We start from the raw sequence: 20,536 nt of genomic DNA on the forward strand, positions 1-20,536 counted from the left end.
ACTCCCACAAGGAGGGAATCCATGTTCTCGTACCGCCGTACGCCCGAGCTCCCCACCCGCGAGGAGGCCCTGACGGGCCGCGCGGAGCCGCTGTTCGCCGTGCCCGACCGGCACACCGTGCTGGGCAACCCGCTGTCCGGCCCCTACCCCGCGCACCTGGAAGTCGCCGACTTCGGTCTGGGCTGTTTCTGGGGTGCGGAGCGCAAGTTCTGGCAGACCCCCGGGGTGTGGACCACGCTGGCCGGCTACCAGGGCGGCTTCACCGAGAATCCGACCTACGAGGAGGTCTGCTCGGGTCTGACCGGCCACACCGAGGTGGTCCGCGTGGTCTTCGACCCGTCGCAGGTCTCCTACGCGGCGCTACTGAAGCTGTTCTGGGAGTCCCACGACCCCACCCAGGGCTTCCGCCAGGGCAACGACGTCGGCACCCAGTACCGCTCGGCGGTCTACACCCACTCCCCCGACCAGCAGGCGACGGCGGAGGCCTCCCGCACGGCCTACCAGCAGGTCCTGGCCTCCTCGGGCTACGGACCGATCACCACGGCGGTGCTGCCGGCGGCGGAGCGCCCCTTCTGGCCCGCGGAAGCACACCACCAGCAGTACCTGGACAAGAACCCGGGCGGCTACTGCGGCATCGGCGGCACGGGCGTGTCCTGCCCGATCGGTGTGGCGAAGGCCCCCGGGGCGTGAGCGCCCCCGTCGACCCCGCGCACGCTGGGTTGACCCGTGTGTGGCAGCGGCACAGGCCGCCCGGCCCGCTGCTGCCGCACGAGCTGAAGACCGTGTACGCCGACCGGTGGGTGCGTTTCCACAGCCTGCCGGAGTCAAAGCGCTACCCGGACGGCGAGGCGGAGTACGCGGTGCTCCTGGACCGGTACAACACGGTTCTGGACGAGCTCTTCGCGGGCGGCGAAGCGTACGTGGTAACCACGGACTGGGCCGACCCGTCCGAGCCGACGGCCCACTCGGCACGCCGCGCTGCCCTCCACCCGGAGGGCACGCTGTGGACGACCCTGGACGACGCCGACGACCCGGATCCGGCCTTCCACACGCGCTGGTACTTCTACGCCGACCGTCGCCGCTGGCGGCGCGGCTGCCTCGACCCGCTTCTGCGCGCCGTCGCGGACGACACGCTGCCCGGCATCTTCGTGACGGACCCGGACCTCACCCGCATCCACCACCCGTACGACGGCGGCGCCGATGTCGTCCTCGCCACGCGGCAGGAGCGGGACCTGATGCGCGGGCGGCACTCCGACTGGCTGTCCGCGCACCCCAAGGGGTACTGAGGCCGCGCGGAACGGGTGACTCCAGCCGGCCGCCGGCCGCCCCGCCCGCCGCGTCCCGTCCCGGGGTCAGATCGTCGACGCGTCGATCACGAAGCGGTAGCGCACGTCGCTCGCCAGCACCCGCTCGTACGCCTCGTTGATCTGCCCGGCGGCGATCAGCTCGATCTCCGCGCCCAGTCCGTGCTCGGCGCAGAAGTCCAGCATCTCCTGGGTCTCGGCGATCCCGCCGATCATCGATCCGGCGAGGGTCTTGCGGCCGGCGATGACGGAGAAGAGGTTGAGCGCCACGGGCTCCTCCGGAGCGCCGACGTTCACCAGCGCGCCGTCGACCTTCAGCAGGCCCAGGTAGGCGTCCAGGCCGAGCGGCGCGGAGACGGTGGACAGGATCAGGTCGAAGCGGCCGGCCAGTTCCTCGAAGGTGGCCTCGTCGCCGGTGGCGTAGAAGTGGGAGGCGCCCAGCTTCAGGCCGTCCTCCTTCTTGCGCAGGGTCTGCGACAGGACGGTGACCTCCGCGCCGAGCGCGTGCGCGATCTTCACGCCGATGTGGCCGAGGCCGCCGAGGCCGACGACCGCGACCTGCTTGCCGGGTCCCGCCTGCCAGTGCTTGAGCGGGGAGTAGAGGGTGATGCCGGCGCAGAGCAGCGGGGCGGCGACGTCGAGGGCGAGACCGTCGGGGATGCGGACGGTGTACTTCTCGTCGACGACGAGGTGGGTGGAGTAGCCGCCGTACGTGGGCTCGCCGCTCCGGTCGAGGGCGTTGTAGGTGCCGGTCATGCCCTCGGCGCAGTACTGCTCCTGGCCGCGCAGGCAGTACGCGCAGGTGCGGCAGGAGTCGACGAAGCAGCCGACGCCCACCCGGTCCCCGACGGAGAACCGGGTGACGGCCGCACCGACTTCGGAGACGACACCGGCGATCTCGTGGCCGGGGACCATCGGGTAGATGCCCTCGCCCCAGCCGTCGCGCACCTGGTGGATGTCGGAGTGGCAGATGCCGGAGTACTTGATGTCGATGAGGACGTCGTGCTCGCCGACGGGACGGCGCGTGATGGTGGTGCGCTCCAGCGGGGCCTTGGCGGCGGGGGCGGCGTACGCGGCGACCTGCGTGCCCTGCGTGGCCTGGGTGGCCTGCGTGCCCTGGGTGGCGTGGGTGACGGACATGGGGGTGCTCCTCGAACGGGGTCGTGCCTCTGCGGTAACCCCCACGCTGCCGGTCCGTGCGACGGACAGCCATCCCCCTGTCCTGCCTACGACCGGCGAACCTACCCCTGGCGGGGTCAGGCTCACGGCTGCCCCCCGGCGCACCGCCCGGGGATACTTGCGGAATGGACCAGCTTGATCAGCGAGCCTGCCTCGGCGAGTTCCTCCGCTCCCGCCGTGCGCGGCTGCGCCCCGAGGACGTGGGCCTGCCCGACCACGGGCGCCGCCGGCGCGTGCCCGGGCTGCGCCGGGAGGAGCTGGCGCAGCTGGCGGGTGTGTCGGTCGCGTACTACACGCGGCTGGAACAGCGCGACGGGCACAACGTGTCGGTGGAGGTCCTGGACGCGCTCGCGCGGGCCCTGCGCCTCGACGGGAGCGAGCGGGCCCACCTGATGGACCTGGCGCGGCCGAAGGCGCACCGGCGCCGCCACAGCCGGCGCCCGCAGCAAGTGCGGCCGGAGCTGCGCACGCTGATGGACGCGATGTGCGGCGTACCGGCGTACCTGGTGGGGCACCGGCAGGACGTCATCGGCTGGAACCGGCTGGCCGCCGCGGTCTTCGGGGACTTCGGGGCGCTGCCCGCCGCCGAGCGCAACCTCGTGCGGCTGGTGTTCCTGGACCCGGCGACGGCGGAGCTGTACGGGGAGTGGGAGTGCCGGGCGTGCGAGGTGGTGAGCAACCTGCGGATGTACGCCGGCCAGAACCCGGACGACGAGCAGCTGTCGGCGCTGGTCGGGGAGCTGTCGGTGAAGAACGAGGAGTTTCGGCGGCTGTGGGCGGCGCACACGGTGGCGGGCAAGACGCACGGGGAGAAGGTGCTGCGGCACCCGCTCGTGGGTGAGCTGCGGCTGTCCTTCGAGACGCTGAGGCTCCCGGACGACCCGGCGCAGTCGCTGGTCACCTTCCACGCGGCCCCCGGCTCCCCGTCGGCGGACGCCCTGCGCCTGCTGGCGTCGTGGTCGGCCCCGTCGACCGCGCCGCCGGCCGCGCAGGCGCCCGGACAGGCCCCCGGGCAGGCGCCCGCGCGCTCGGCGTAACCACCGGTGGGGCGCTCGCCCGCACGGTGACCGGCGCGGTCGGCGGCGTCCCGGATCCGGCTACAGCTTGATCTGGAAGATGCCCGCCTCCCGCCCCCGCCGGTAGCCGATGGACTCGTTCACCGCCCGCATCTGGGTGTTCGCGTCGGCCACCGTCGTGGCGATGCGGCGCAGCGCCGGGTGACGTGCGGCTGCGTCGGCCGCCATGCGCAGTTTCACGGCGCGGCCGAGGCCGTGGCCGCGGTGGCCGGGGACGACCACCGTGTCGTACTGGAGGGCGCGCGGGCCGGAGGGGTCCGGCAGGACGAGTTCGGTGTACGCCGCCACCTCGCCGGCCCCGGTCACGGCTGCGACCGTGATCAGCTCTCCGCCCCGGTCGATGATCACTTGCTGCACGGCGTGCAGCCGCTGCGCCGTCCAGGCCTGGATCCGCTCGTCCATGTCCCCGCTCGGCGCGTCCTCCATCGCCTCGTGGGCCGCGGCGGCGGCCGGCGCCCAGGCGTCGGGGACCAGGCCGTGCCACGTGACGAGCTCGTATCCGGGGGTAGCCGGGACCTGCGCGGGTCGGTCGGCGGGGAGTTCCTGTTCGTACCAGGTCATGGGCAGGACCTTCGCGAACCCCAGCGACTCCGCGAACGCCTGCCCCGGTCCCCCCAGATCCAGCAGGGTGGCGACCGAGGTCCGGCCGTCCGCGAGCAGTTCCTCGCGGACCCGCTCCCACAGGGCGGTGCCCACGCCCCGGCGCCGCTCCTGCGGCCGTACGGCCAGCACGTCCAGGAACGCGGTGTGCGTGTTGCCCTCGTCCGTGAACAGGACCAGGGCCGCTACGCCCGCGCCCCCGTCCGTCGTCCAGAGCACGGGCCGGCCGCGCGCCGGCCTGACGGACAGCCGCCCGACAACCTCCCTGCGGGACGGTACGGGCAGCTGCGGCAGATCGGCGGCCGCGGCGTCGGTCAGCACCGCCAGCCAGGCGTCGATCGCGTCGTCGGACGGAGGAAGGTCGAGGGAGTGGATCATCATGTCGCCGACACTAGACGCGCCCCGGGGCCGGCGCGGGGCGCTTTTCGGCCACGTCGCCCCGGCCCGGCGCCGCGCACGAAACACGGACGGCGGGGATCCCGTGAGGGGTCCCCGCCGTCCGTGTTTCGTGCGCGTGCTGGAGGTCAGGCGGCCGAGCCGGCCTTCCACTCCGCCCAGCCCATGTTCCAGCCGTTGAGGCCGTTCTCGGGCTTGATGGTCTTGTCCGGGGAGTTGATCACCTCGACCACGTCGCCGATGAGCGAGTTGTCGTAGAACCAGGCGGCGGGCTGGTTCGGGTCACCCGCGCCCTTGACGTCGTTGAGGCCGACGCAGCCGTGGCTGGTGTTCGCGCTGCCGAAGACCGAGTCGGCTCCCCAGTAGTTGCCGTGGAGGAAGGTGCCGGACTGGGACAGGCGCATGGCGTGCGGGACGTCCTTGATGTCGTACTCGCCCTTGCCCTCGCTGTCCTTGAAGCCGACGGTGGAGCCGTCCATCCGGGTCTCCTTGAACTTCTCGGAGATCACCATCTGACCGTTGTAGGTCGGGTTGTCCGGGGAGCCAGCCGAGATCGGGATGGTCTTGATGACCGCGCCGTCCCGGGTGACCGTCATCTTCTTGGTCTTCACGTCGACCTGGGAGGTCTGGCTGCGACCGATCTTGAAGGTGACGGTCTTGTTCTGGACGCCCTGGACGCCGGGAGCGCCCTGGACGCCTTCCAGCGCCAGCTTCATGGTGACGGTGGAGTTCGCCTGCCAGTACTTCTCCGGGCGGAAGTCCAGGCGCTGCGCGCTGAACCAGTGGCCGACGACTTCCTGGCCGCTGCTGGAGCTGACCGAGATCGCCGCCTGGACGGCCTTCTTGTCCTGGATCGGCTTGTTGAAGGTGATCGAGACCGGCATGCCCACGCCGACCGTCTGGCCGTCGTCCGGGATGAACGAGCCGACGAAGCTGTTCTCCGGGGAGATGGTGGTGAAGGAGGCGTTCTCGTGGGCCTCGCGGCCGTCCGCGTCCTTGGCGGTCGCCGCCAGGGCGTACTTGGTGGAGCGCTTCAGCGCGGCGTCGGGCTTCCAGCTCTTGCCGTCGGCCGCGATCTTGCCGGCCACGGCCGTGCCCTCGCTGGTCTTCAGCTCGACCAGGGTGAGGGTGCCGTCGGCGACGGCCACGTTGGCCGCGTCGTTGAGGCCGACGTTCGTGGCCCCGTCCTTCGGCGTGATGGTTATCTTGGCCTTGGAGGTGTCCTTGGCGGCCGCCGCGTCGACATCCGCGGCCTTGCTCGCCTCGGAGCCCTTCGGCTTCGCGTCGTCTCCGCCGCCGCACGCCGTGAGCATCAGTACCCCACCGAGCACGGCGGATATGGCCACCAGGGACCTGTTCCGCCGCATACTGTCCGTCCTCACACGCCACTCCATCGTTGCCGGATCCCCCGGAGGCTGGCCGTCCCCGGGGTGGGCCGGGCAGGGGGTGCACCCCCTGCCTGGTCATGACAACGCGTTAACGGCGCCGGCCGGTTCCACATTCCGTTGGGATGTGGTCCACCACACGGTCAGGCGTTGTCGGGTTCCTCGTCGAAGTCCCCATCTTCCTCGTCCAGGTCCCACTCCATGGACTCGGGGTCGTATTCGACGGGCTCACTGCTCCAAGAGGCCTGGGCGAGCTCCACCCCGGGGATGTCCACGACCAGGTCAGTGGGGTCGACGAGGTAGGCGAGGGCCTCCGACTCGTCCTCGCGGACGGCGGACTCGGCGTGGCCGCGCTCCTCGTCCGGCATGAACTCGTCGGCCTTGATGTGCGCGAGCGCGGCTCCCGTGAGTGCCTGGACGTCGGGCACCTCAAGCACCAAATCAACCCGAAGTCGTACGTAACGTGATGTCTCAGAAGAGTTCATACGACGGAGAGTAAGCCCGCGGAAGCCCCGACTTTCCCACGACCCGCCCCTTTCCGTAGCATCACCGCACACGGCCAATTCGCTGCTGCCACAAGGGGGATCGCACCGTGTCCGCACGCCGACCGCTGCTCACCGCTCTCGGAGCGACCACCCTCCTCGCCGCCCTGTGGTTCGTACCCTCGGCGGGCGCCACCTCGGCCGGTGTCGAGGAGACCCGTTCCGCCGTGCCCGCGGGCGCGAACGCCGCCCGGGAGGCCACCGACCCGACCGGCTCCACCGACTCCGGTTCCGCTTCTGACGCCCCCGGGACGATCACGGGAACGGCCTCCGGCCCGGCCTCGCGCCCACAGCCCCTGCTCGCCGCCACCGGGTCCGTGGACACCACCCCCTATCTCCTGGGCGGCACCCTCTTCCTCGGCGTCGGGGCCGGCTTCGTGGCCTTCTCGGTCCGCCGCTCGCACGCCGCGTAGGGCCGTAGGGGCGCGCAACGCCGTGGGGCCGCCCCGGGACCTGGTCCCGGGGCGGCCCCACGGCGTTGCGCGGCCCGCCGTCAGGCGAGCGGGCCCGTCACCGGCTCCACCGCGGCCAGGAGGCCTCCCGTACGGATGAACTCGTCGGCGGCGGCCAGGTCAGGGGCGAGGAAACGATCCGGCCCGGGGCCCTGCACGCCCGCCGCACGCGCGCCCGCGATCGCGGCCTGGCTGGCCGGGGCCGGGGTCAGCCCGTGACGCAGCTCGATGGCGCGGGTGGCCGCGTAGAGCTCGATGGCGATGATCCGCGTCAGGTTGTCGACGGCGGTACGGAGCTTGCGCGCGGCCGACCAGCCCATCGAGACGTGGTCCTCCTGCATGGCGGAGGAGGGGATCGAGTCGGCCGAGGCGGGCACCGCGAGCCGCTTCATCTCGCTGACCAGAGCGGCCTGCGTGTACTGGGCGATCATCAGACCGGAGTCCACGCCGGCGTCGTCCGCCAGGAACGGCGGCAGGCCGTGCGAGCGGTTCTTGTCGAGCAGCCGGTCGGTGCGGCGCTCGGCGATGGAACCGAGGTCGGCGGCCGCGATGGCGAGGAAGTCCAGCACGTAGGCGACCGGGGCGCCGTGGAAGTTGCCGTTCGACTCCACGCGCCCGTCGGGCAGCACCACCGGGTTGTCGACGGCGGCGGCCAGCTCGCGGGAGGCCACCAGGGCGGCGTGCGCCATGGTGTCGCGGCCGGCGCCGGCGACCTGCGGGGCGCAGCGCACCGAGTAGGCGTCCTGGACGCGCGGGGCGGTCTCCTCCTGGTAGTGGCGGACGAGCCCGGAGCCCTTCAGGACGGCGGCCATGTTCGCGGCGGAGGCACCCTGCCCGGGGTGCGGACGGATGGCGTGCAGCTCGGGCTGGAGCACCTTCTCCGTACCGAGCAGCGCCTCCAGGGTGAGGGCGGCGGTGATGTCGGCGGAGGTGTAGAGCTTGCCGAGGTCGGCGAGGGCCATGACCAGCATGCCGAGCATGCCGTCGGTGCCGTTGAGGAGGGCGAGGCCCTCCTTCTCGCGGAGCACGACGGGCTCGATGCCGGCTTCGGCGAGGAGTTCACCGGCGGGGCGGACGGTGCCGTCCGGGCCCTCGGCGTCGCCCTCGCCCATGAGGGCGAGCGCGCAGTGGGACAGCGGTGCGAGGTCGCCGGAGCAGCCCAGGGATCCGTACTCGTGGACGACCGGGGTGATCCCGGCGTTGAGCACGTCGGCCATGGTCTGCGCGACGGAGGGGCGTACGCCGGTGTGACCGGAGGCGACGGTCTTGAGGCGGAGGAACATCAGCGCGCGGACGACCTCCCGCTCGACGCGCGGGCCCATGCCGGCGGCGTGCGAGCGGACGATGTTGCGCTGGAGCTGGGCACGCAGCTCGGGGCTGATGTGCCGGGAGGCGAGCGCACCGAACCCGGTGGACACGCCGTAGACGGGCTCGGGCTTGGCGGCGAGCGCGTCGACGATCTCGCGGGCCCGGGCGAGCGCGTCCAGCGCCTCCGCGGAGAGCTCGACGCGTGCGTTGCCGCGGGCTACGGCGATGACGTCTTCGGCGGTGGTCCCGGACGTCCCCACCACGACAGTGTGCATATCCATATTCAGCACCCTACGGATTGAATCGCTTCATGTCACTAGGCGAAGTTGTCACGATCGCGACGCGGGCGGGCCCCTTACCCATTGGTACCGCGAGCCGCCGGTCACTGGCGGCCACGGAAGCGGCGCCGCTCTCCGGGAGCCTCCGCTGCGGCGGCGTCCGCGAGCCGGACCACCGCGGTGTCCCGGCCCGCCACGACCGGCTTCGGCGAGCGCGCGGCCTTCGCCTTGTACTGGGCGGCGTCCGCGAGCCGAAAGAGCCGCCGGGAGGACTTCACCAGCCCGATCGGATCCCCGGTGGAGGCCACGCCGCAGGCCACCCCTTCGCCCAGCTCCAGCTCCGCCGCCCGGGTGCACACCTCTTCGGTGACGCGCACGATCTCGTCGGCCGTCGGGCCGACCCCGACCAGGCAGAACTCGTCGCCGCCGAGACGGGCCACCAGCGATCCGGGCAACATCGCCCCGCACAGGCTCAGGACCGACCCGAACCGCTCCAGGAGCCGGTCCCCCATGGCGTGGCCGAGGGTGTCGTTGACCGCCTTCAGCCCGTTCAGGTCGCAGACGACGAGGCTGACGACCGCCCCGGTCCGCCGGTGTTCCTCCAGGGCCTCGTCGAGCCGCATGTCGACCGCCCGCCGGTTCGCGAGCCCGGTCAGCGGGTCGGTGAAGGCGAGTCGCCGGGCCTCCTCCAGCCGCTCGTTCTGCGCGAGCCCGGCCGCGACCACGGCGGCGAGCACGGTGGCGAAATCGGCGTCGTCCTCGTCGAAGTCGGGCAACCCTTCGTCCCGGGCGACGTACAGCTCTCCCCAGGCGCGACCACTGAGCACGATGGGCGCGACCACGCAGGTCCCGCGGCCGCGTCGGCGCAGGGCCTCCCCGCGCCGCCCCGGCCGGTCGCCCACGGCGCTCTCGACCCAGGCGTGCGGGCCGCCGCCGCCCACCCAGACCTCGTGCAGGAACTCGGTGATCTCGGGGAAGTCGTGTACGGGGTAGGACTCGTCCTCGGGGAACTCCTCCTCGCCCGCCCGCCGCTCGCCCTCGTTCACGAGCACCCGCAGGCGCCCCCGCTCCCGTTCCCACGCGGAGATCGCGGCGAACGAGCCGTCCAGCGCCACGCGCGCCCCCCGCGCGGCCGCCCGCACGCTGTCCCGCGGCGCGCAGGCCGCGGCCATCGCCTGGGCGAGTCCCACAACGGCTCGTAGCCGCCCGTCAACTCCCATCACCCCAGGCTAGGGACTTTTGTCAGATTTGGAGACAATTGGCGCGGCTTTCGGCACCACCAAGATCACCAAGGGTGATGGGCGGCGCCGGCGGGACGCGGGCGACCTCCGGACGCCGCCCGACCGCCGCCCGGACACCAGGCCGACACCAGCCCGACTCCGCCCCGACTCCGTCCGGCTCCGTCCGACTCCGTCCGGCTCCGCCCCGCCGGCTACTCCCCCGGCCAGTTCGGCTTGCGCTTCTCGTTGAACGCCGCGACGCCCTCCACCCGGTCGCCCGAGAAGGCCACCGTCCGCCAGGCCGCGTCCTCGATCTCCAGACCGGCCTCCAGGTCCATCCCGTGCCCCAGCCGCAGCGCCCGCTTGGCCGCCCGCAGGCCCACCGGGGAGTTCGCCGCCATCCGGGACGCCAGCTCCAGCGCCTGCGCCGTGTCCTGGCCGGCGGGGACCACCGAGTCCACCAGCCCCAGGGACAGCGCCTCGGCCGCCTCGACCCGGCGCGCCGTGAAGATCAGTTCCGCGGCCCGTGCCGCACCCACCCGGCGCGGCAGCAGCTGCGTGCCCCCGCCACCGGGGATCACGCCCACCGAGACCTCGGGCAGGCCCACCACCGCGGTCTCGTCGGCGACGATCACGTCGCAGGCCAGGGCCAGCTCGAAGCCGCCACCCAGGGCGAACCCGTGCACCGCCGCGACCGTGGGCATCGGCAGCGCCAGCACGCCCCCGTACGCCCCCCGCGTGGTCGGCCGCTGCCGGACCAGCTCGGTGTCCGAGAAGGAGTTCCGCTCCTTGAGGTCCGCGCCGACGCAGAAGGCGCGCTCGGACGTCGAGGAGAGCACGACCACGCGCACGGACCGGTCGGCGGCCAGCTCGGCACAGGCCGCCCCGAGGGCGCGGGCCATCGCGGTCGACACCGCGTTCATCGCCTTGGGGCGGTCCAGGGCCAGCTCCGCGACCCCGCCCTCGTGGCGGCGCACCGCCACGAATTCCGACTCGAATGCGGACTCGGACGCCATAGGAACCCTCCCGGTTAACGAACGTTACCGGGGGATCTTAGGCTTCCTGCGCGTCAGCGACCAGGGCTCCACGACGCCGAGGCCGCGCACCGGCCGCTGCCACATCGGCTGGAGCGCGAACCGGTAGGACGCACCCTCGTCGGGCGCCGTCTCGGCCTCCTTCTCCGACACCGGGGCGGCCCCGGTCCGGGAGAGCTCCTCGGCCATCGCCCCGTCCACCAGCACCGCGTCCTTGGGAGCTATGGACGTCAGCCGGCTGGCCAGGTTCACCGTGGTCCCGAAGACATCGCCCATCCGGGTGGTCACCGTGCCGAAGGCGATCCCGACCCGCAGCTCGGGCATCTGCGGGTCGAGCTCCATCGTCTCGATCAGCCGCAGCGCGATCTCCGCCGCCGTCGCCGCGTCGTCGGCGCAGTACAGCACCTCGTCACCGAGGGTCTTGATCAGCCGGCCGCCGTACGCGGCCACCAGGTCCGCCGCGGTCGTCTCGAAGGACTCGACCAGCTCGCCGAGCTCCTCCTCCTCCAGCCGCCGGGTCAGGCGCGTGAAGCCCACCAGGTCGGCGAAGCCCACCGCGAGCCGCCGGTCGACCATCTCGTCGTCGTCGGCCACCTGCACCACGCGCCCGGTCGCGGCCGCCAGCTGGCGCCGCCACACGTAGACGAGGAACTCCTCCAGCTCGGGCAGCAGAAGCTCGACCAGGGGGTACGTGACCTCCGTACGGGTCATGCCCGGCTCCGGCGGCTCCGTCAGCCCCTCCAGGAACGAGTCGATCTGCCACTCCGCCAGCCGGGCGGTGGTCTGCCCTGTGGACCGCGCCACCTGCACGGCCATCGGCTCGGACAGCAGCCCGGCCTCCACCAGGCCGGCGAGCCGGCGCAGGGCCAGCACGTCGGCCTCGGTCAGCGCCCGGGCCTGCCCGATGTCGGCGAAGCCCATGGCCCGCCAGAAGCGCGAAGCCAGCTCCATGGACACGCCCGCGCTCCGGGCGGCCTGGAACGGGGTGTACCGGCGCTCGGCACCGAGGATCAGCTGCTCCAGCCGGATGGCGAGCGGATCCGCCGTCGGCTGGACCGTGTGGTCGACCTCGTGGTGCGGGGTGTGCTGGTCACGGCCGATCGGGGTGCCCGGGCCGGACGCGGAGCCGCCACCGGCGGACGCGCTGGACGTAGGGTCGTCGACGGTCAAGGGCCGCCTCCTGTCCATTCCGTGCGCACTGCCCTGCGAACCGGTTGATCACCACGAGCACCGGGATCGCCTAAACCATACGGCAGGTGTGCCGTAGCTCACTCCCCCTCCCCGCTTCCGGCCCGCCCGCGACCTGGGTGCGGGGTCCGGGGCGGCGGCCCCGGCACGGCGCCGCACCCGGCACCCGCTCCCCCTGTCAGTGCACGGAACGCAGGTGGATGACGTCGCCCGCGCCCACCGTCTCGTGCCGGTCCTCGGCCGTGCGGATCACCAGGCGGCCATCGGTGTCCACCGCTTCGGCCGTTCCGGTGAGGGTGCGCCCACCGGGCAGTTCCGCGCGGACGTGCCGGCCCAGGGTCGCGCAGCCCGCCGCGTAGGTCTCCTGGAGGCCGCTGGCCGCGGGGTCGCCACCGGCCGCGCGCCACCTCCCGTACCACTCCTCCAGGGACCTCAGGACGGTCCGCAGCAGCGGGTCCCGGTCGGTCACGGAGGCCTTGGCCAGCGCCAGCGACCCCGCTGCCGGTACCGGCAGCTCGTCCTCGGTCAGGGTGACGTTGAGCCCGATCCCGAGGACCACGCCGTCCTCGACCCGCTCGGCGAGGATCCCGCCGGTCTTGCGCTCCTCGCCGTCCACGGTGACCAGCAGGTCGTTGGGCCACTTCAGGGCGGTGTCCACGCCGGCCGCCCGGGACAGCCCGGTCGCGGTGGCCACCCCGGCCAGCAGGGTCAGCCACCCCCACCGCTCCTGCGGCACCGCGTCGCCCGGCTTGAGCAGGACCGAGAAGAACAGCCCCGACCGCGCGGGCGCGACCCAGCTCCGGTCCAGCCGCCCGCGCCCGGCGCTCTGCTCCTCGGCGACGAGCACGGCCCCCTCGGGCAACTGCGCCGCCCGGGTGGCAAGGTCGGTATTGGTGGACCCGGTACTGGCGACGACCTCCACGGAGGTCCACAGCCCGTCCCCGGTGACGAGGGCCCTTTGGAGGGCGGCGGCGTTGAGGGGCGGCCGGTCCAGGCTCGACCAGCGACCGGCGGAAGCACCTGCTGAGGCATCTGATGGCGTCATGCAAGCCACAGTAGGTGTGTCAAACGCCGCACTGCCGAGCGCCATGCCCGCCGATACGCTACGCACCAGTAGCCAGCAGTAGTCAATCAATTGACCAGGCAGTTGACACCATGCAGGGAGCCGCGACCCCGATGTCACATCCGTCAGAGCCGATCGACATGCACACCACCGCGGGCAAGATCGCGGATCTGCAGCGCCGCATCGACGAAGCCACCCACGCCGGGTCCGCGCGTGCCGTGGAGAAGCAGCACGCCAAGGGCAAGCTGACGGCGCGTGAGCGGGTTGCCCTTCTGTTGGACGAGGGGTCCTTCGTCGAGCTCGACGAGTTCGCCCGGCACCGCTCCACCAACTTCGGGCTGGAGAAGACCCGGCCCTACGGCGACGGCGTCGTCACCGGCTACGGCACGGTGGACGGCCGCCCGGTGGCCGTGTTCTCGCAGGACTTCACCGTCTTCGGCGGGGCCCTCGGCGAGACTTACGGCCAGAAGATCATGAAGGTCATGGACTTCGCGCTGAAGACCGGATGCCCCCTCGTCGGCATCAACGACTCCGGCGGCGCCCGCATCCAGGAGGGCGTCAGCGCGCTGGGCATGTACGGCGAGATCTTCCGCCGCAACGTCCACGCCTCCGGCGTGATCCCGCAGATCAGCCTGATCGTCGGGCCCTGCGCGGGCGGCGCCGTGTACTCCCCCGCGATCACCGACTTCACGGTCATGGTCGACCAGACCTCGCACATGTTCATCACCGGCCCGGACGTCATCAAGACGGTCACCGGTGAGGACGTCGGCTTCGAGGAGCTGGGCGGGGCGCGCACGCACAACAGCACGTCCGGCGTCGCGCACCACATGGCGGGCGACGAGAAGGACGCCATCGAGTACGTGAAGTCACTGCTCGCGTACCTGCCGTCGAACAACCTCTCCGAGCCGCCCTCCTTCCCGGACGAGGCGGACACCGAGGTCTCCGACGCCGACCGCGAGCTCGACGTACTGATCCCGGACAGCGCCAACCAGCCGTACGACATGCACACCGTGATCGAGCACGTGCTCGACGACGCGGAGTTCCTGGAGACGCAGGCGCTCTTCGCGCCGAACATCCTGACCGGCTTCGGCCGGGTCGAGGGCCACCCGGTGGGCATCGTCGCCAACCAGCCGATGCAGTTCGCCGGCTGCCTGGACATCGACGCCTCCGAGAAGGCGGCGCGGTTCGTACGGACCTGCGACGCCTTCAACATCCCGGTGCTGACCTTCGTGGACGTCCCGGGCTTCCTTCCGGGCACCGACCAGGAGTACAACGGAATCATCCGGCGCGGCGCCAAGCTGATCTACGCGTACGCCGAGGCCACCGTTCCGCTGATCACCGTAATCACCCGGAAGGCCTTCGGCGGTGCGTACGACGTCATGGGCTCCAAGCACCTCGGCGCGGACCTGAACCTGGCCTGGCCGACCGCGCAGATCGCCGTCATGGGCGCGCAGGGCGCGGTGAACATCCTGCACCGCCGCACCCTCGCGGAGGCCGCTCCCGAGGAGGTGGAGGAGACCCGGGCCCGGCTCATCGCCGAGTACGAGGACGCGCTGCTCAACCCGTACACGGCGGCCGAGCGCGGGTACATCGACGCGGTGACCATGCCGTCCGAGACCCGGGCGCACGTGGTGAAGGGGCTGCGGCAGCTGCGTACCAAGCGGGAGTCCCTGCCCCCGAAGAAGCACGGCAACATCCCGCTCTAGCCCCTCCAGGAGGACTCTGTGGTGATCAAGGTCGTCAAGGGCAACCCGACCCCGGAGGAGCTGGCCGCCGCACTGGCGGTGGTCCGAGCGCGCGCGGCGGCGCTGGCCGTGGCGCCGTCGGGCGCTCCGCCGGTCGCGGACGAGTGGTCGGCGCCGGCCCGGGTGGCCCGGCGGCGGGTTCCGCATCCGGGGCCGCGGGCCTGGGGCCGTACGTACTGGCCCGCGTAGCCCGATCGGTATGAACGGATGGTGGCGCCTGAGTACCCGTACTCAGGCGCCACCGCCGTTCCCGCGCCAGGATCGGGGCATGCTCTGGTCCGACCCGAAGAACGAGCCGCCCAAGGACATGCGCGACGCGCAGGCGATGATCCGGCGGCTGACCCTGGTGCTCGCCCTCGCCATGCTCGTGGTGGTGTACGTCCTGGGTGTGGGCCACTTCTAACGCCCTGTTCGGGGGGTCCGGGCCGCGCCTACGATGGCCTCCATGACTGCGACACCTGAGCCCTCCACGACCGGGCGCACGCTCGTCCTGGCCTCCGCCTCCCCCGCCCGGCTGAACCTGCTGCGGCAGGCCGGGCTCGCCCCGCACGTGATCGTCAGCGGCTTCGACGAGGACACCCTGAACCACGACGAGCCGGCCGCCCTGGCGCTGGCCCTGGCCGAGGCGAAGGCCGCCGTCGTGGCGGGGCTGGACGAGGCCGCGGGCGCCCTGGTGATCGGCTGCGACTCGGTGCTGGAGCTGGACGGCGAGGCCCTGGGCAAGCCGGCGGACGCCGAGGAGGCCACCGCGCGCTGGAAGTCGATGCGCGGACGCGCGGGCGTGCTGCGCACCGGGCACTGCGTGATCGACACGGCGGACGGCCGTCAGGTCTCGGCCACGGCGTCGACGACGGTCCGGTTCGGTGAGCCCACGGACGCTGAGGTGGCGGCGTACGTGGCGAGCGGAGAACCGCTGCACGTGGCGGGGGCGTTCACCCTGGACGGGCTGTCGGCGCCGTTCATCGACGGCATCGACGGGGATCACAGCAACGTCATCGGGCTGTCGTTGCCGCTGCTGCGTTCCCTGCTGGGCGAACTGGACGTGTCCATCACGGACTTGTGGGCTTGAGCTCCCCGAACGGCGGCGGTGGCGGCGGGGTGTCCCCGCCCGCACCGCCCTCGCCGCTGCCGTTCCCGCCGGGCCGGGCGGGCCGGGCGGCGTAGGACGTCAGGGTCAGTACGAGCAGACACAGGATCAACATCATCGCCGCAAAGGCGGCCCAGCCGACCAAGGCGACGCAGAGGATGCCGAGCACCCCGTGCGCGACGGCGCCGCTGATGAGCACGACGCGGCCGAAGCGGCCCGGGGAGCGGTCGCGGAGCGCGGTGGTGGCGGCGAGCACGGCGCACAGGACGAGGAAGGCGCCCATGCCCGCCCCCATGACGTAGGTCGCCTTGGACATGACATCCGGATCGCTGCCCGCGATCGACATCGACTGGTTCGCCGTGGTCCGGCCCAGCACGATGTGGACGAGCACGAGCGCCGCCGCTTCCACGACGAGCACGATCGCGGCCAGTCCGGCCACGAGTCTTCGCAGCACGACGCCCCCACCCCCACGTGTCACAAGCCCGTTCGACGCCCTGGAGGCTACTAACGGGTAGCCCGGCGGGCAAGACATCCGCGCACCCGGCTTGCAGACGTCTCCCGCCCCACGGCGCGCCCGCACCGCGCCCCGCGCCACGCCGTACGTCGGGACTACGCCGACGGCTTCGGCTTCTTCTCCCGCGGCCAGACGGTGTACGACCAGGACCAGACGGTGTCGATCACCCAGATGGTCAGCCAGATCCGGCCGACCCAGACCAGCGGTCCGCGCTGCCCGTCGGGCACGGCACCATCGGTGAGCTGCCGAACGATCCAGCTGGAGTCCAGGTACCACAGGACCAGTTGCCCCAGCGCGAACGCGACCGTGTGGAGGTACCAGTCCCGCCGCTCCTTGCGGGCATGGGCCTTCGGCCCGGGGCCGGTCTCCGCCGCCGGCCGCGCCACTTCCCGCTCGCTCATGTCCGCCCCCGTCCCCGTGTTCGTGTCCGTGTTCGTGTTCGTGCCCGTGTTCGTGTCGATGTCGATGCCCCTGTCGATGTCGGTGGCCCCTTGGCCCCCTCCCCCGTCGCCGGGCCGCGGCCCGGACTCCTTGTCCTCCTGCGCCAGGCCCAGGGTGCGGACCGCGTACGGCACCACGAGCGCCCCCAGGACCGAGGTGGCCGCGGCCGCCGCGCAGGCGGCGACCCAACCGGCCTCCTCGTAGAGCAGGCCCATCACCAGGGGGCCGACCACCACACCGGCCAGGCGGGCGCTCTCGTACAGGCCCATGGCCCGGCCGATCCGCCCCCCGGAGGCGGCGGCCACGGTCGCCTGCTCCACCGGGATCTGCGCGGCGAAACAGGCGGCGGCCACGGTCCACAGGACGGCGACGGCCGGCGGCGTGGAGACCACCGCGAGCCCTCCGGCGAACAGCGCGCCCGCCGCGAACGAGGCGACCATGGCCGGGGTGCGGCCCAGCCGGTCGGTGAGGTGGTGCGCGTGCGCCGGCAGCAGGACGAACACCACGAAACCGGGGGTGAACACCAGCGCGATCTCGTTCGGGGACAGCCCCAGGTCCGCCTGCAGCCGGAGCAGCAGGAGCATCCACAGCCCCGCCTCGGCCGCGGCCGTCACCGCGGACACCACCATCAGCGGCAGCAGCCGGCGCTCCGCCGCACCCCACCGTTCCCGGCGCCCGGTCGCGGCACGGGCCCGCTCCTGGCGGGGCCCGCGCAGCAGCAAGCCCGTCGCCACCGCGCAGGCCGCGCTGCCCAGCCAGAACAGCAGCGGATAGCCACCGCGTTCCAGCAGGGAGAACGCCACCAGGTAGCCGACGAAGGCGCCCTGACCCTCCGCCGACAGCAACCTGCCGTAGGCGGAGGTGCCGTCGCCGCCCTGCGCCCGCTGCCCGGTCCAGGCCCGCAGGGCGACCCAGAACAGGGCGCCGCCGGCGCCGCCCAGGCCCGCCGCGACGAAGGCCACCACCAGCGAGTCGGCGAGCGCGTAGCCGGCGAACGACAGGGCGTACAGACCCGCGCCGACCGCGGCCACCCGCCGCTGGTCGAAGCGGTCGGCCAGCTCCCCGGCCAGCGGGCGCACGATCAGCGACAGCACCGCCTCGAAGGCGATCAGCATGCCGACCACGAAGGCCCCGGCGCCCAGCGTCGAGCCGGCCCACAACGGCAGCAGGAAATCGAACACCTCCGCCGGGGCGCTGGCGAACAGCGCCGCCGACAGGACCCGGCGCCCGGCCGGATCCGCGGGCGCCTCCGTCCCGGCGCTCACGCCCCGGCCGCCGGTGAGCAGCGCGCGGCCCCCGCCGCGCCGGACCGGTTGGGAGCGGGCCCCGGAACGGAGTCCTCTAACGCCATGTGCCTCGCCCTCGTCTCGTCGTCGTCGTTTCCACGCAGTTCGTGAGACGCCGTTCGGCCCGCCCGGGTTGTCACGCCGATGCCGCCACCGCCACCGCCGCGCGGTCGCGGGCCCCGATGTCGTCCATCCGTAGGACACGCCCGGCGCGCTGCCACCCGTCCGGGCCCGTACGGTCCGCATCGCAGTGGGTACGGTGTTGTCCCTGTTCACCCAGCGGGACGGCCGGGCTACCAATCAGTAAACAAGGGGACAACTCCGCTTACGACCGCAGAGAAACTGTGGGCCGTTCGTAGGGACTCAACAAAGAATCACCCGGGGCCGCTGACCGGAGAGACAGAGACCTCGACTACATGACGGGGTTACTGTGCAGTCGGGGATCCCCCTGACCTGGGGCGCCACAAGGGTTCTCCGGCGGATCGACCCTCGCATCACACTCTGTGTGGGCAAGGTCACCACCGGGGGAGGGTCGAAAGGCCGTGTGGGCTGTCCCTAAACTCAGCTTGTTTCAAGGAGGGAGCCATCGTGCGCAAGGTGCTCATCGCCAACCGTGGCGAAATCGCTGTCCGCGTTGCTCGGGCCTGCCGGGACGCCGGGATCGGGAGCGTAGCCGTCTACGCCGATCCGGACCGGGACGCCCTGCACGTCCGCGCGGCCGACGAAGCTTTCGCGTTGGGCGGTGACACCCCGGCCGCCAGCTACCTGGACATCTCCAAGGTCCTCCAGGCCGCAGCCGACTCCGGTGCGGACGCCATCCATCCCGGATACGGCTTCCTCTCCGAGAACGCCGACTTCGCCCAGGCCGTGATCGACGCCGGCCTGACCTGGATCGGTCCGCCTCCGCAGGCCATCCGTGACCTCGGCGACAAGGTGGCCGCCCGTCACATCGCCCAGCGCGCCGGCGCGCCGCTGGTCGCCGGTACGCCGGACCCGGTCTCCGGGGCCGAGGAGGTCGTCGCCTTCGCCAAGGAGCACGGCCTGCCGATCGCCATCAAGGCGGCCTTCGGTGGTGGCGGTCGCGGTCTGAAGGTCGCCCGCACCCTCGAAGAGGTGCCGGAGCTCTACGAATCCGCCGTCCGCGAGGCCGTCGCCGCCTTCGGCCGCGGCGAGTGCTTCGTCGAGCGCTACCTCGACAAGCCGCGCCACGTCGAGACCCAGTGCCTGGCCGACTCGCACGGCAACGTGGTCGTCGTGTCGACCCGTGACTGCTCCCTCCAGCGCCGCCACCAGAAGCTCGTGGAGGAGGCCCCTGCACCGTTCCTGAGCGAGGCTCAGAACGCGGAGCTGTACGCCGCCTCCAAGGCCATCCTGAAGGAAGCGGGCTACGTCGGCGCCGGCACCGTCGAGTTCCTCGTCTCCGCCGACGGCCTGATCTCCTTCCTGGAGGTCAACACCCGCCTCCAGGTCGAGCACCCGGTCACCGAAGAGGTCTCCGGCATCGACCTGGTCCGCGAGATGTTCCGCATCGCCGACGGCGAGGAGCTCGGCTACGGCGACCCGGTCCTGCGCGGTCACTCCATCGAGTTCCGCATCAACGGCGAGGACCCGGGCCGCGGCTTCCTCCCGGCGCCCGGCACGGTCACCAAGTTCAACGCCCCCACCGGTCCGGGCGTCCGCCTCGACGCGGGCGTCGAGTCCGGCTCCGTGATCGGCCCGGCCTGGGACTCGCTCCTGGCCAAGCTGATCGTCACCGGTGCCACCCGCGAGCAGGCCCTGCAGCGCGCCGCCCGCGCGCTCGCCGAGTTCGAGGTCGAGGGCATGGCCACGGCCATCCCCTTCCACCGTGCGGTCGTCGCCGACCCGGCGTTCGCCCCCACCGACGGCAGCCCCTTCACCGTCTTCACCCGGTGGATCGAGACCGAGTTCGTCAACGAGATCCCGGCGTTCACGGCTCCGGCCGCGGACGACACCGAGGACGAGCCGGGCCGCGAGACGGTGGTCGTCGAGGTCGGCGGCAAGCGCCTCGAAGTCTCGCTCCCGTCGTCCCTGGGCATGACCCTGGCCCGCACGGCCGCCGCCGGTGGCGCGAAGCCGAAGCGCCGCGTGGCCAAGAAGTCCGGCCCGGCCGCCTCCGGCGACACCCTCGCCTCCCCGATGCAGGGCACGATCGTCAAGGTCGCGGTCGAGGAGGGCCAGCAGGTCAACGAGGGCGACCTGGTCGTCGTACTCGAAGCCATGAAGATGGAGCAGCCGCTGAACGCGCACCGCTCCGGCACCGTCGTCGGCCTCACCGCCGAGGTCGGCGGGTCCGTCACCTCGGGCGCCACGATCTGCGAGATCAAGGACTGACCTCCCCGGCAGCAGCCGCGAGACGAAAGACGGCCCGTACGCCCCTTCCGGGGTGTGCGGGCCGTCTTCCTTGCCGGAGTTCCGCC

20 protein-coding genes are annotated in these 20,536 nt (G+C 72.4%); 9 read left to right on the forward strand and 11 right to left on the reverse strand.

The genetic code is table 11. The features are described 5' to 3' along the window. The first annotated feature begins 21 nt into the window (after window positions 1-21). Together msrA and OG207_RS17090 are read left to right on the forward strand one after the other, a co-directional pair. Window positions 22-690, forward strand: coding sequence for a peptide-methionine (S)-S-oxide reductase MsrA (gene msrA, locus OG207_RS17085; protein ID WP_030011412.1), 669 nt, complete (start codon window positions 22-24; stop codon window positions 688-690). Further along, a complete protein-coding gene (locus OG207_RS17090; protein ID WP_329099396.1) occupies window positions 687-1,286 on the forward strand; it encodes a DUF3885 domain-containing protein in 600 nt (199 codons plus the stop codon). The genes msrA and OG207_RS17090 overlap by 4 nt, the downstream gene beginning before the upstream one ends. A 66-nt stretch (window positions 1,287-1,352) precedes the next feature. Here the strand turns inward: OG207_RS17090 and OG207_RS17095 are convergent, their stop codons facing one another. After that, window positions 1,353-2,444, reverse strand: a complete 1,092-nt coding sequence (locus tag OG207_RS17095) for an NAD(P)-dependent alcohol dehydrogenase (RefSeq protein WP_329099397.1) — start codon at window positions 2,442-2,444, stop codon at window positions 1,353-1,355. Window positions 2,445-2,608: 164 nt separating this feature from the next. Here OG207_RS17095 and OG207_RS17100 point away from each other — a divergent pair, with 164 nt between their 5' ends. Beyond that, window positions 2,609-3,520, forward strand: a complete 912-nt coding sequence (locus OG207_RS17100) for a helix-turn-helix transcriptional regulator (protein WP_329099398.1) — start codon at window positions 2,609-2,611, stop codon at window positions 3,518-3,520. 60 nt (window positions 3,521-3,580) lie between these two features. Here OG207_RS17100 and OG207_RS17105 read toward each other — a convergent pair whose 3' ends face one another. The 3 genes from OG207_RS17105 to OG207_RS17115 all read right to left on the reverse strand — a co-directional run bounded on the left by OG207_RS17105 (window position 3,581) and on the right by OG207_RS17115 (window position 6,368). Beyond that, window positions 3,581-4,540, reverse strand: a complete 960-nt coding sequence (locus OG207_RS17105; protein ID WP_329099399.1) for a GNAT family N-acetyltransferase — start codon at window positions 4,538-4,540, stop codon at window positions 3,581-3,583. Window positions 4,541-4,683: 143 nt separating this feature from the next. Beyond that, window positions 4,684-5,949 (reverse strand): L,D-transpeptidase, encoded by a 1,266-nt coding sequence (locus OG207_RS17110; protein WP_329099400.1) that lies wholly within the window; start codon window positions 5,947-5,949, stop codon window positions 4,684-4,686. Window positions 5,950-6,083: 134 nt separating this feature from the next. Then, window positions 6,084-6,368 (reverse strand): hypothetical protein, encoded by a 285-nt coding sequence (locus OG207_RS17115; protein ID WP_244290766.1) that lies wholly within the window; start codon window positions 6,366-6,368, stop codon window positions 6,084-6,086. A gap of 164 nt (window positions 6,369-6,532) precedes the next feature. Between OG207_RS17115 and OG207_RS17120 the strand changes: the two genes are divergently transcribed. Further along, entirely contained in the window at window positions 6,533-6,895 is a 363-nt protein-coding gene (locus OG207_RS17120) for a hypothetical protein (protein WP_329099401.1), read from the forward strand. A gap of 80 nt (window positions 6,896-6,975) precedes the next feature. Here OG207_RS17120 and hutH read toward each other — a convergent pair whose 3' ends face one another. The 5 genes from hutH to OG207_RS17145 all read right to left on the reverse strand — a co-directional run bounded on the left by hutH (window position 6,976) and on the right by OG207_RS17145 (window position 13,007). Further along, entirely contained in the window at window positions 6,976-8,517 is a 1,542-nt protein-coding gene (gene hutH, locus OG207_RS17125; RefSeq protein ID WP_030712401.1) for a histidine ammonia-lyase, read from the reverse strand. Window positions 8,518-8,624: 107 nt separating this feature from the next. Beyond that, window positions 8,625-9,740 (reverse strand): GGDEF domain-containing protein, encoded by a 1,116-nt coding sequence (locus OG207_RS17130; protein WP_329099402.1) that lies wholly within the window; start codon window positions 9,738-9,740, stop codon window positions 8,625-8,627. A 212-nt stretch (window positions 9,741-9,952) separates the two neighbouring features. Beyond that, window positions 9,953-10,756 carry an enoyl-CoA hydratase/isomerase family protein gene (locus OG207_RS17135; RefSeq protein ID WP_329099403.1) on the reverse strand — a complete coding sequence of 268 codons (804 nt, stop codon included), beginning with the start codon at window positions 10,754-10,756 and terminating at the stop codon, window positions 9,953-9,955. Between the two features lie 24 nt (window positions 10,757-10,780). Continuing rightward, on the reverse strand, window positions 10,781-11,944 hold the full coding sequence (locus OG207_RS17140; RefSeq protein WP_329099404.1) for an adenylate/guanylate cyclase domain-containing protein: 1,164 nt from the start codon (window positions 11,942-11,944) through the stop codon (window positions 10,781-10,783). Between the two features lie 196 nt (window positions 11,945-12,140). Then, entirely contained in the window at window positions 12,141-13,007 is an 867-nt protein-coding gene (locus OG207_RS17145) for a biotin--[acetyl-CoA-carboxylase] ligase (RefSeq protein WP_327383599.1), read from the reverse strand. Window positions 13,008-13,138: 131 nt separating this feature from the next. Between OG207_RS17145 and OG207_RS17150 the strand changes: the two genes are divergently transcribed. The 4 genes from OG207_RS17150 (at window position 13,139) to OG207_RS17165 (ending at window position 15,839) form a co-directional block, all read left to right on the forward strand. Further along, window positions 13,139-14,731, forward strand: coding sequence for an acyl-CoA carboxylase subunit beta (locus OG207_RS17150; RefSeq protein ID WP_329099405.1), 1,593 nt, complete (start codon window positions 13,139-13,141; stop codon window positions 14,729-14,731). 18 nt (window positions 14,732-14,749) lie between these two features. Beyond that, on the forward strand, window positions 14,750-14,959 hold the full coding sequence (locus OG207_RS17155; protein WP_329099406.1) for an acyl-CoA carboxylase epsilon subunit: 210 nt from the start codon (window positions 14,750-14,752) through the stop codon (window positions 14,957-14,959). A gap of 79 nt (window positions 14,960-15,038) precedes the next feature. Then, window positions 15,039-15,173: a morphogenic membrane protein MmpB gene (gene mmpB, locus OG207_RS17160; RefSeq protein ID WP_263411711.1), complete on the forward strand. Its 135-nt coding sequence runs from the start codon at window positions 15,039-15,041 to the stop codon at window positions 15,171-15,173. Between the two features lie 42 nt (window positions 15,174-15,215). Continuing rightward, window positions 15,216-15,839 carry a nucleoside triphosphate pyrophosphatase gene (locus OG207_RS17165; RefSeq protein WP_329099407.1) on the forward strand — a complete coding sequence of 208 codons (624 nt, stop codon included), beginning with the start codon at window positions 15,216-15,218 and terminating at the stop codon, window positions 15,837-15,839. On the opposite strand, the gene OG207_RS17170 is transcribed toward OG207_RS17165, so the two are convergent. Then, on the reverse strand, window positions 15,820-16,311 hold the full coding sequence (locus tag OG207_RS17170) for a hypothetical protein (RefSeq protein ID WP_329099408.1): 492 nt from the start codon (window positions 16,309-16,311) through the stop codon (window positions 15,820-15,822). The genes OG207_RS17165 and OG207_RS17170 overlap by 20 nt on opposite strands. 155 nt (window positions 16,312-16,466) lie before the next feature. Next, window positions 16,467-18,077 (reverse strand): MFS transporter, encoded by a 1,611-nt coding sequence (locus OG207_RS17175; protein WP_329099409.1) that lies wholly within the window; start codon window positions 18,075-18,077, stop codon window positions 16,467-16,469. Between the two features lie 609 nt (window positions 18,078-18,686). On the opposite strand from OG207_RS17175, the gene OG207_RS17180 reads away from it, so the two are divergent. After that, window positions 18,687-20,450 (forward strand): acetyl/propionyl/methylcrotonyl-CoA carboxylase subunit alpha, encoded by a 1,764-nt coding sequence (locus OG207_RS17180; protein ID WP_329099410.1) that lies wholly within the window; start codon window positions 18,687-18,689, stop codon window positions 20,448-20,450. The last annotated feature ends 86 nt before the right edge of the window (window positions 20,451-20,536 follow it).

The sequence above is a fragment of the Streptomyces sp. NBC_01439 genome, from assembly GCF_036227605.1.
GTDB lineage: Bacteria > Actinomycetota > Actinomycetes > Streptomycetales > Streptomycetaceae > Streptomyces.

Bases quoted from the DNA above. Each gene is read 5' to 3' on its own strand.
- msrA (WP_030011412.1), top strand. From the start codon at position 22: ATGTTCTCGTACCGCCGTACGCCCGAGCTCCCCACCCGCGAGGAGGCC.
- OG207_RS17095 (WP_329099397.1), bottom strand. From the start codon at position 2,444: ATGTCCGTCACCCACGCCACCCAGGGCACGCAGGCCACCCAGGCCACG.
- OG207_RS17100 (WP_329099398.1), top strand. From the start codon at position 2,609: ATGGACCAGCTTGATCAGCGAGCCTGCCTCGGCGAGTTCCTCCGCTCC.
- OG207_RS17105 (WP_329099399.1), bottom strand. From the start codon at position 4,540: ATGATGATCCACTCCCTCGACCTTCCTCCGTCCGACGACGCGATCGAC.
- OG207_RS17110 (WP_329099400.1), bottom strand. From the start codon at position 5,949: ATGGAGTGGCGTGTGAGGACGGACAGTATGCGGCGGAACAGGTCCCTG.
- hutH (WP_030712401.1), bottom strand. From the start codon at position 8,517: ATGCACACTGTCGTGGTGGGGACGTCCGGGACCACCGCCGAAGACGTC.
- OG207_RS17130 (WP_329099402.1), bottom strand. From the start codon at position 9,740: ATGGGAGTTGACGGGCGGCTACGAGCCGTTGTGGGACTCGCCCAGGCG.
- OG207_RS17135 (WP_329099403.1), bottom strand. From the start codon at position 10,756: ATGGCGTCCGAGTCCGCATTCGAGTCGGAATTCGTGGCGGTGCGCCGC.
- OG207_RS17145 (WP_327383599.1), bottom strand. From the start codon at position 13,007: ATGACGCCATCAGATGCCTCAGCAGGTGCTTCCGCCGGTCGCTGGTCG.
- OG207_RS17150 (WP_329099405.1), top strand. From the start codon at position 13,139: ATGTCACATCCGTCAGAGCCGATCGACATGCACACCACCGCGGGCAAG.
- mmpB (WP_263411711.1), top strand. From the start codon at position 15,039: ATGCTCTGGTCCGACCCGAAGAACGAGCCGCCCAAGGACATGCGCGAC.
- OG207_RS17165 (WP_329099407.1), top strand. From the start codon at position 15,216: ATGACTGCGACACCTGAGCCCTCCACGACCGGGCGCACGCTCGTCCTG.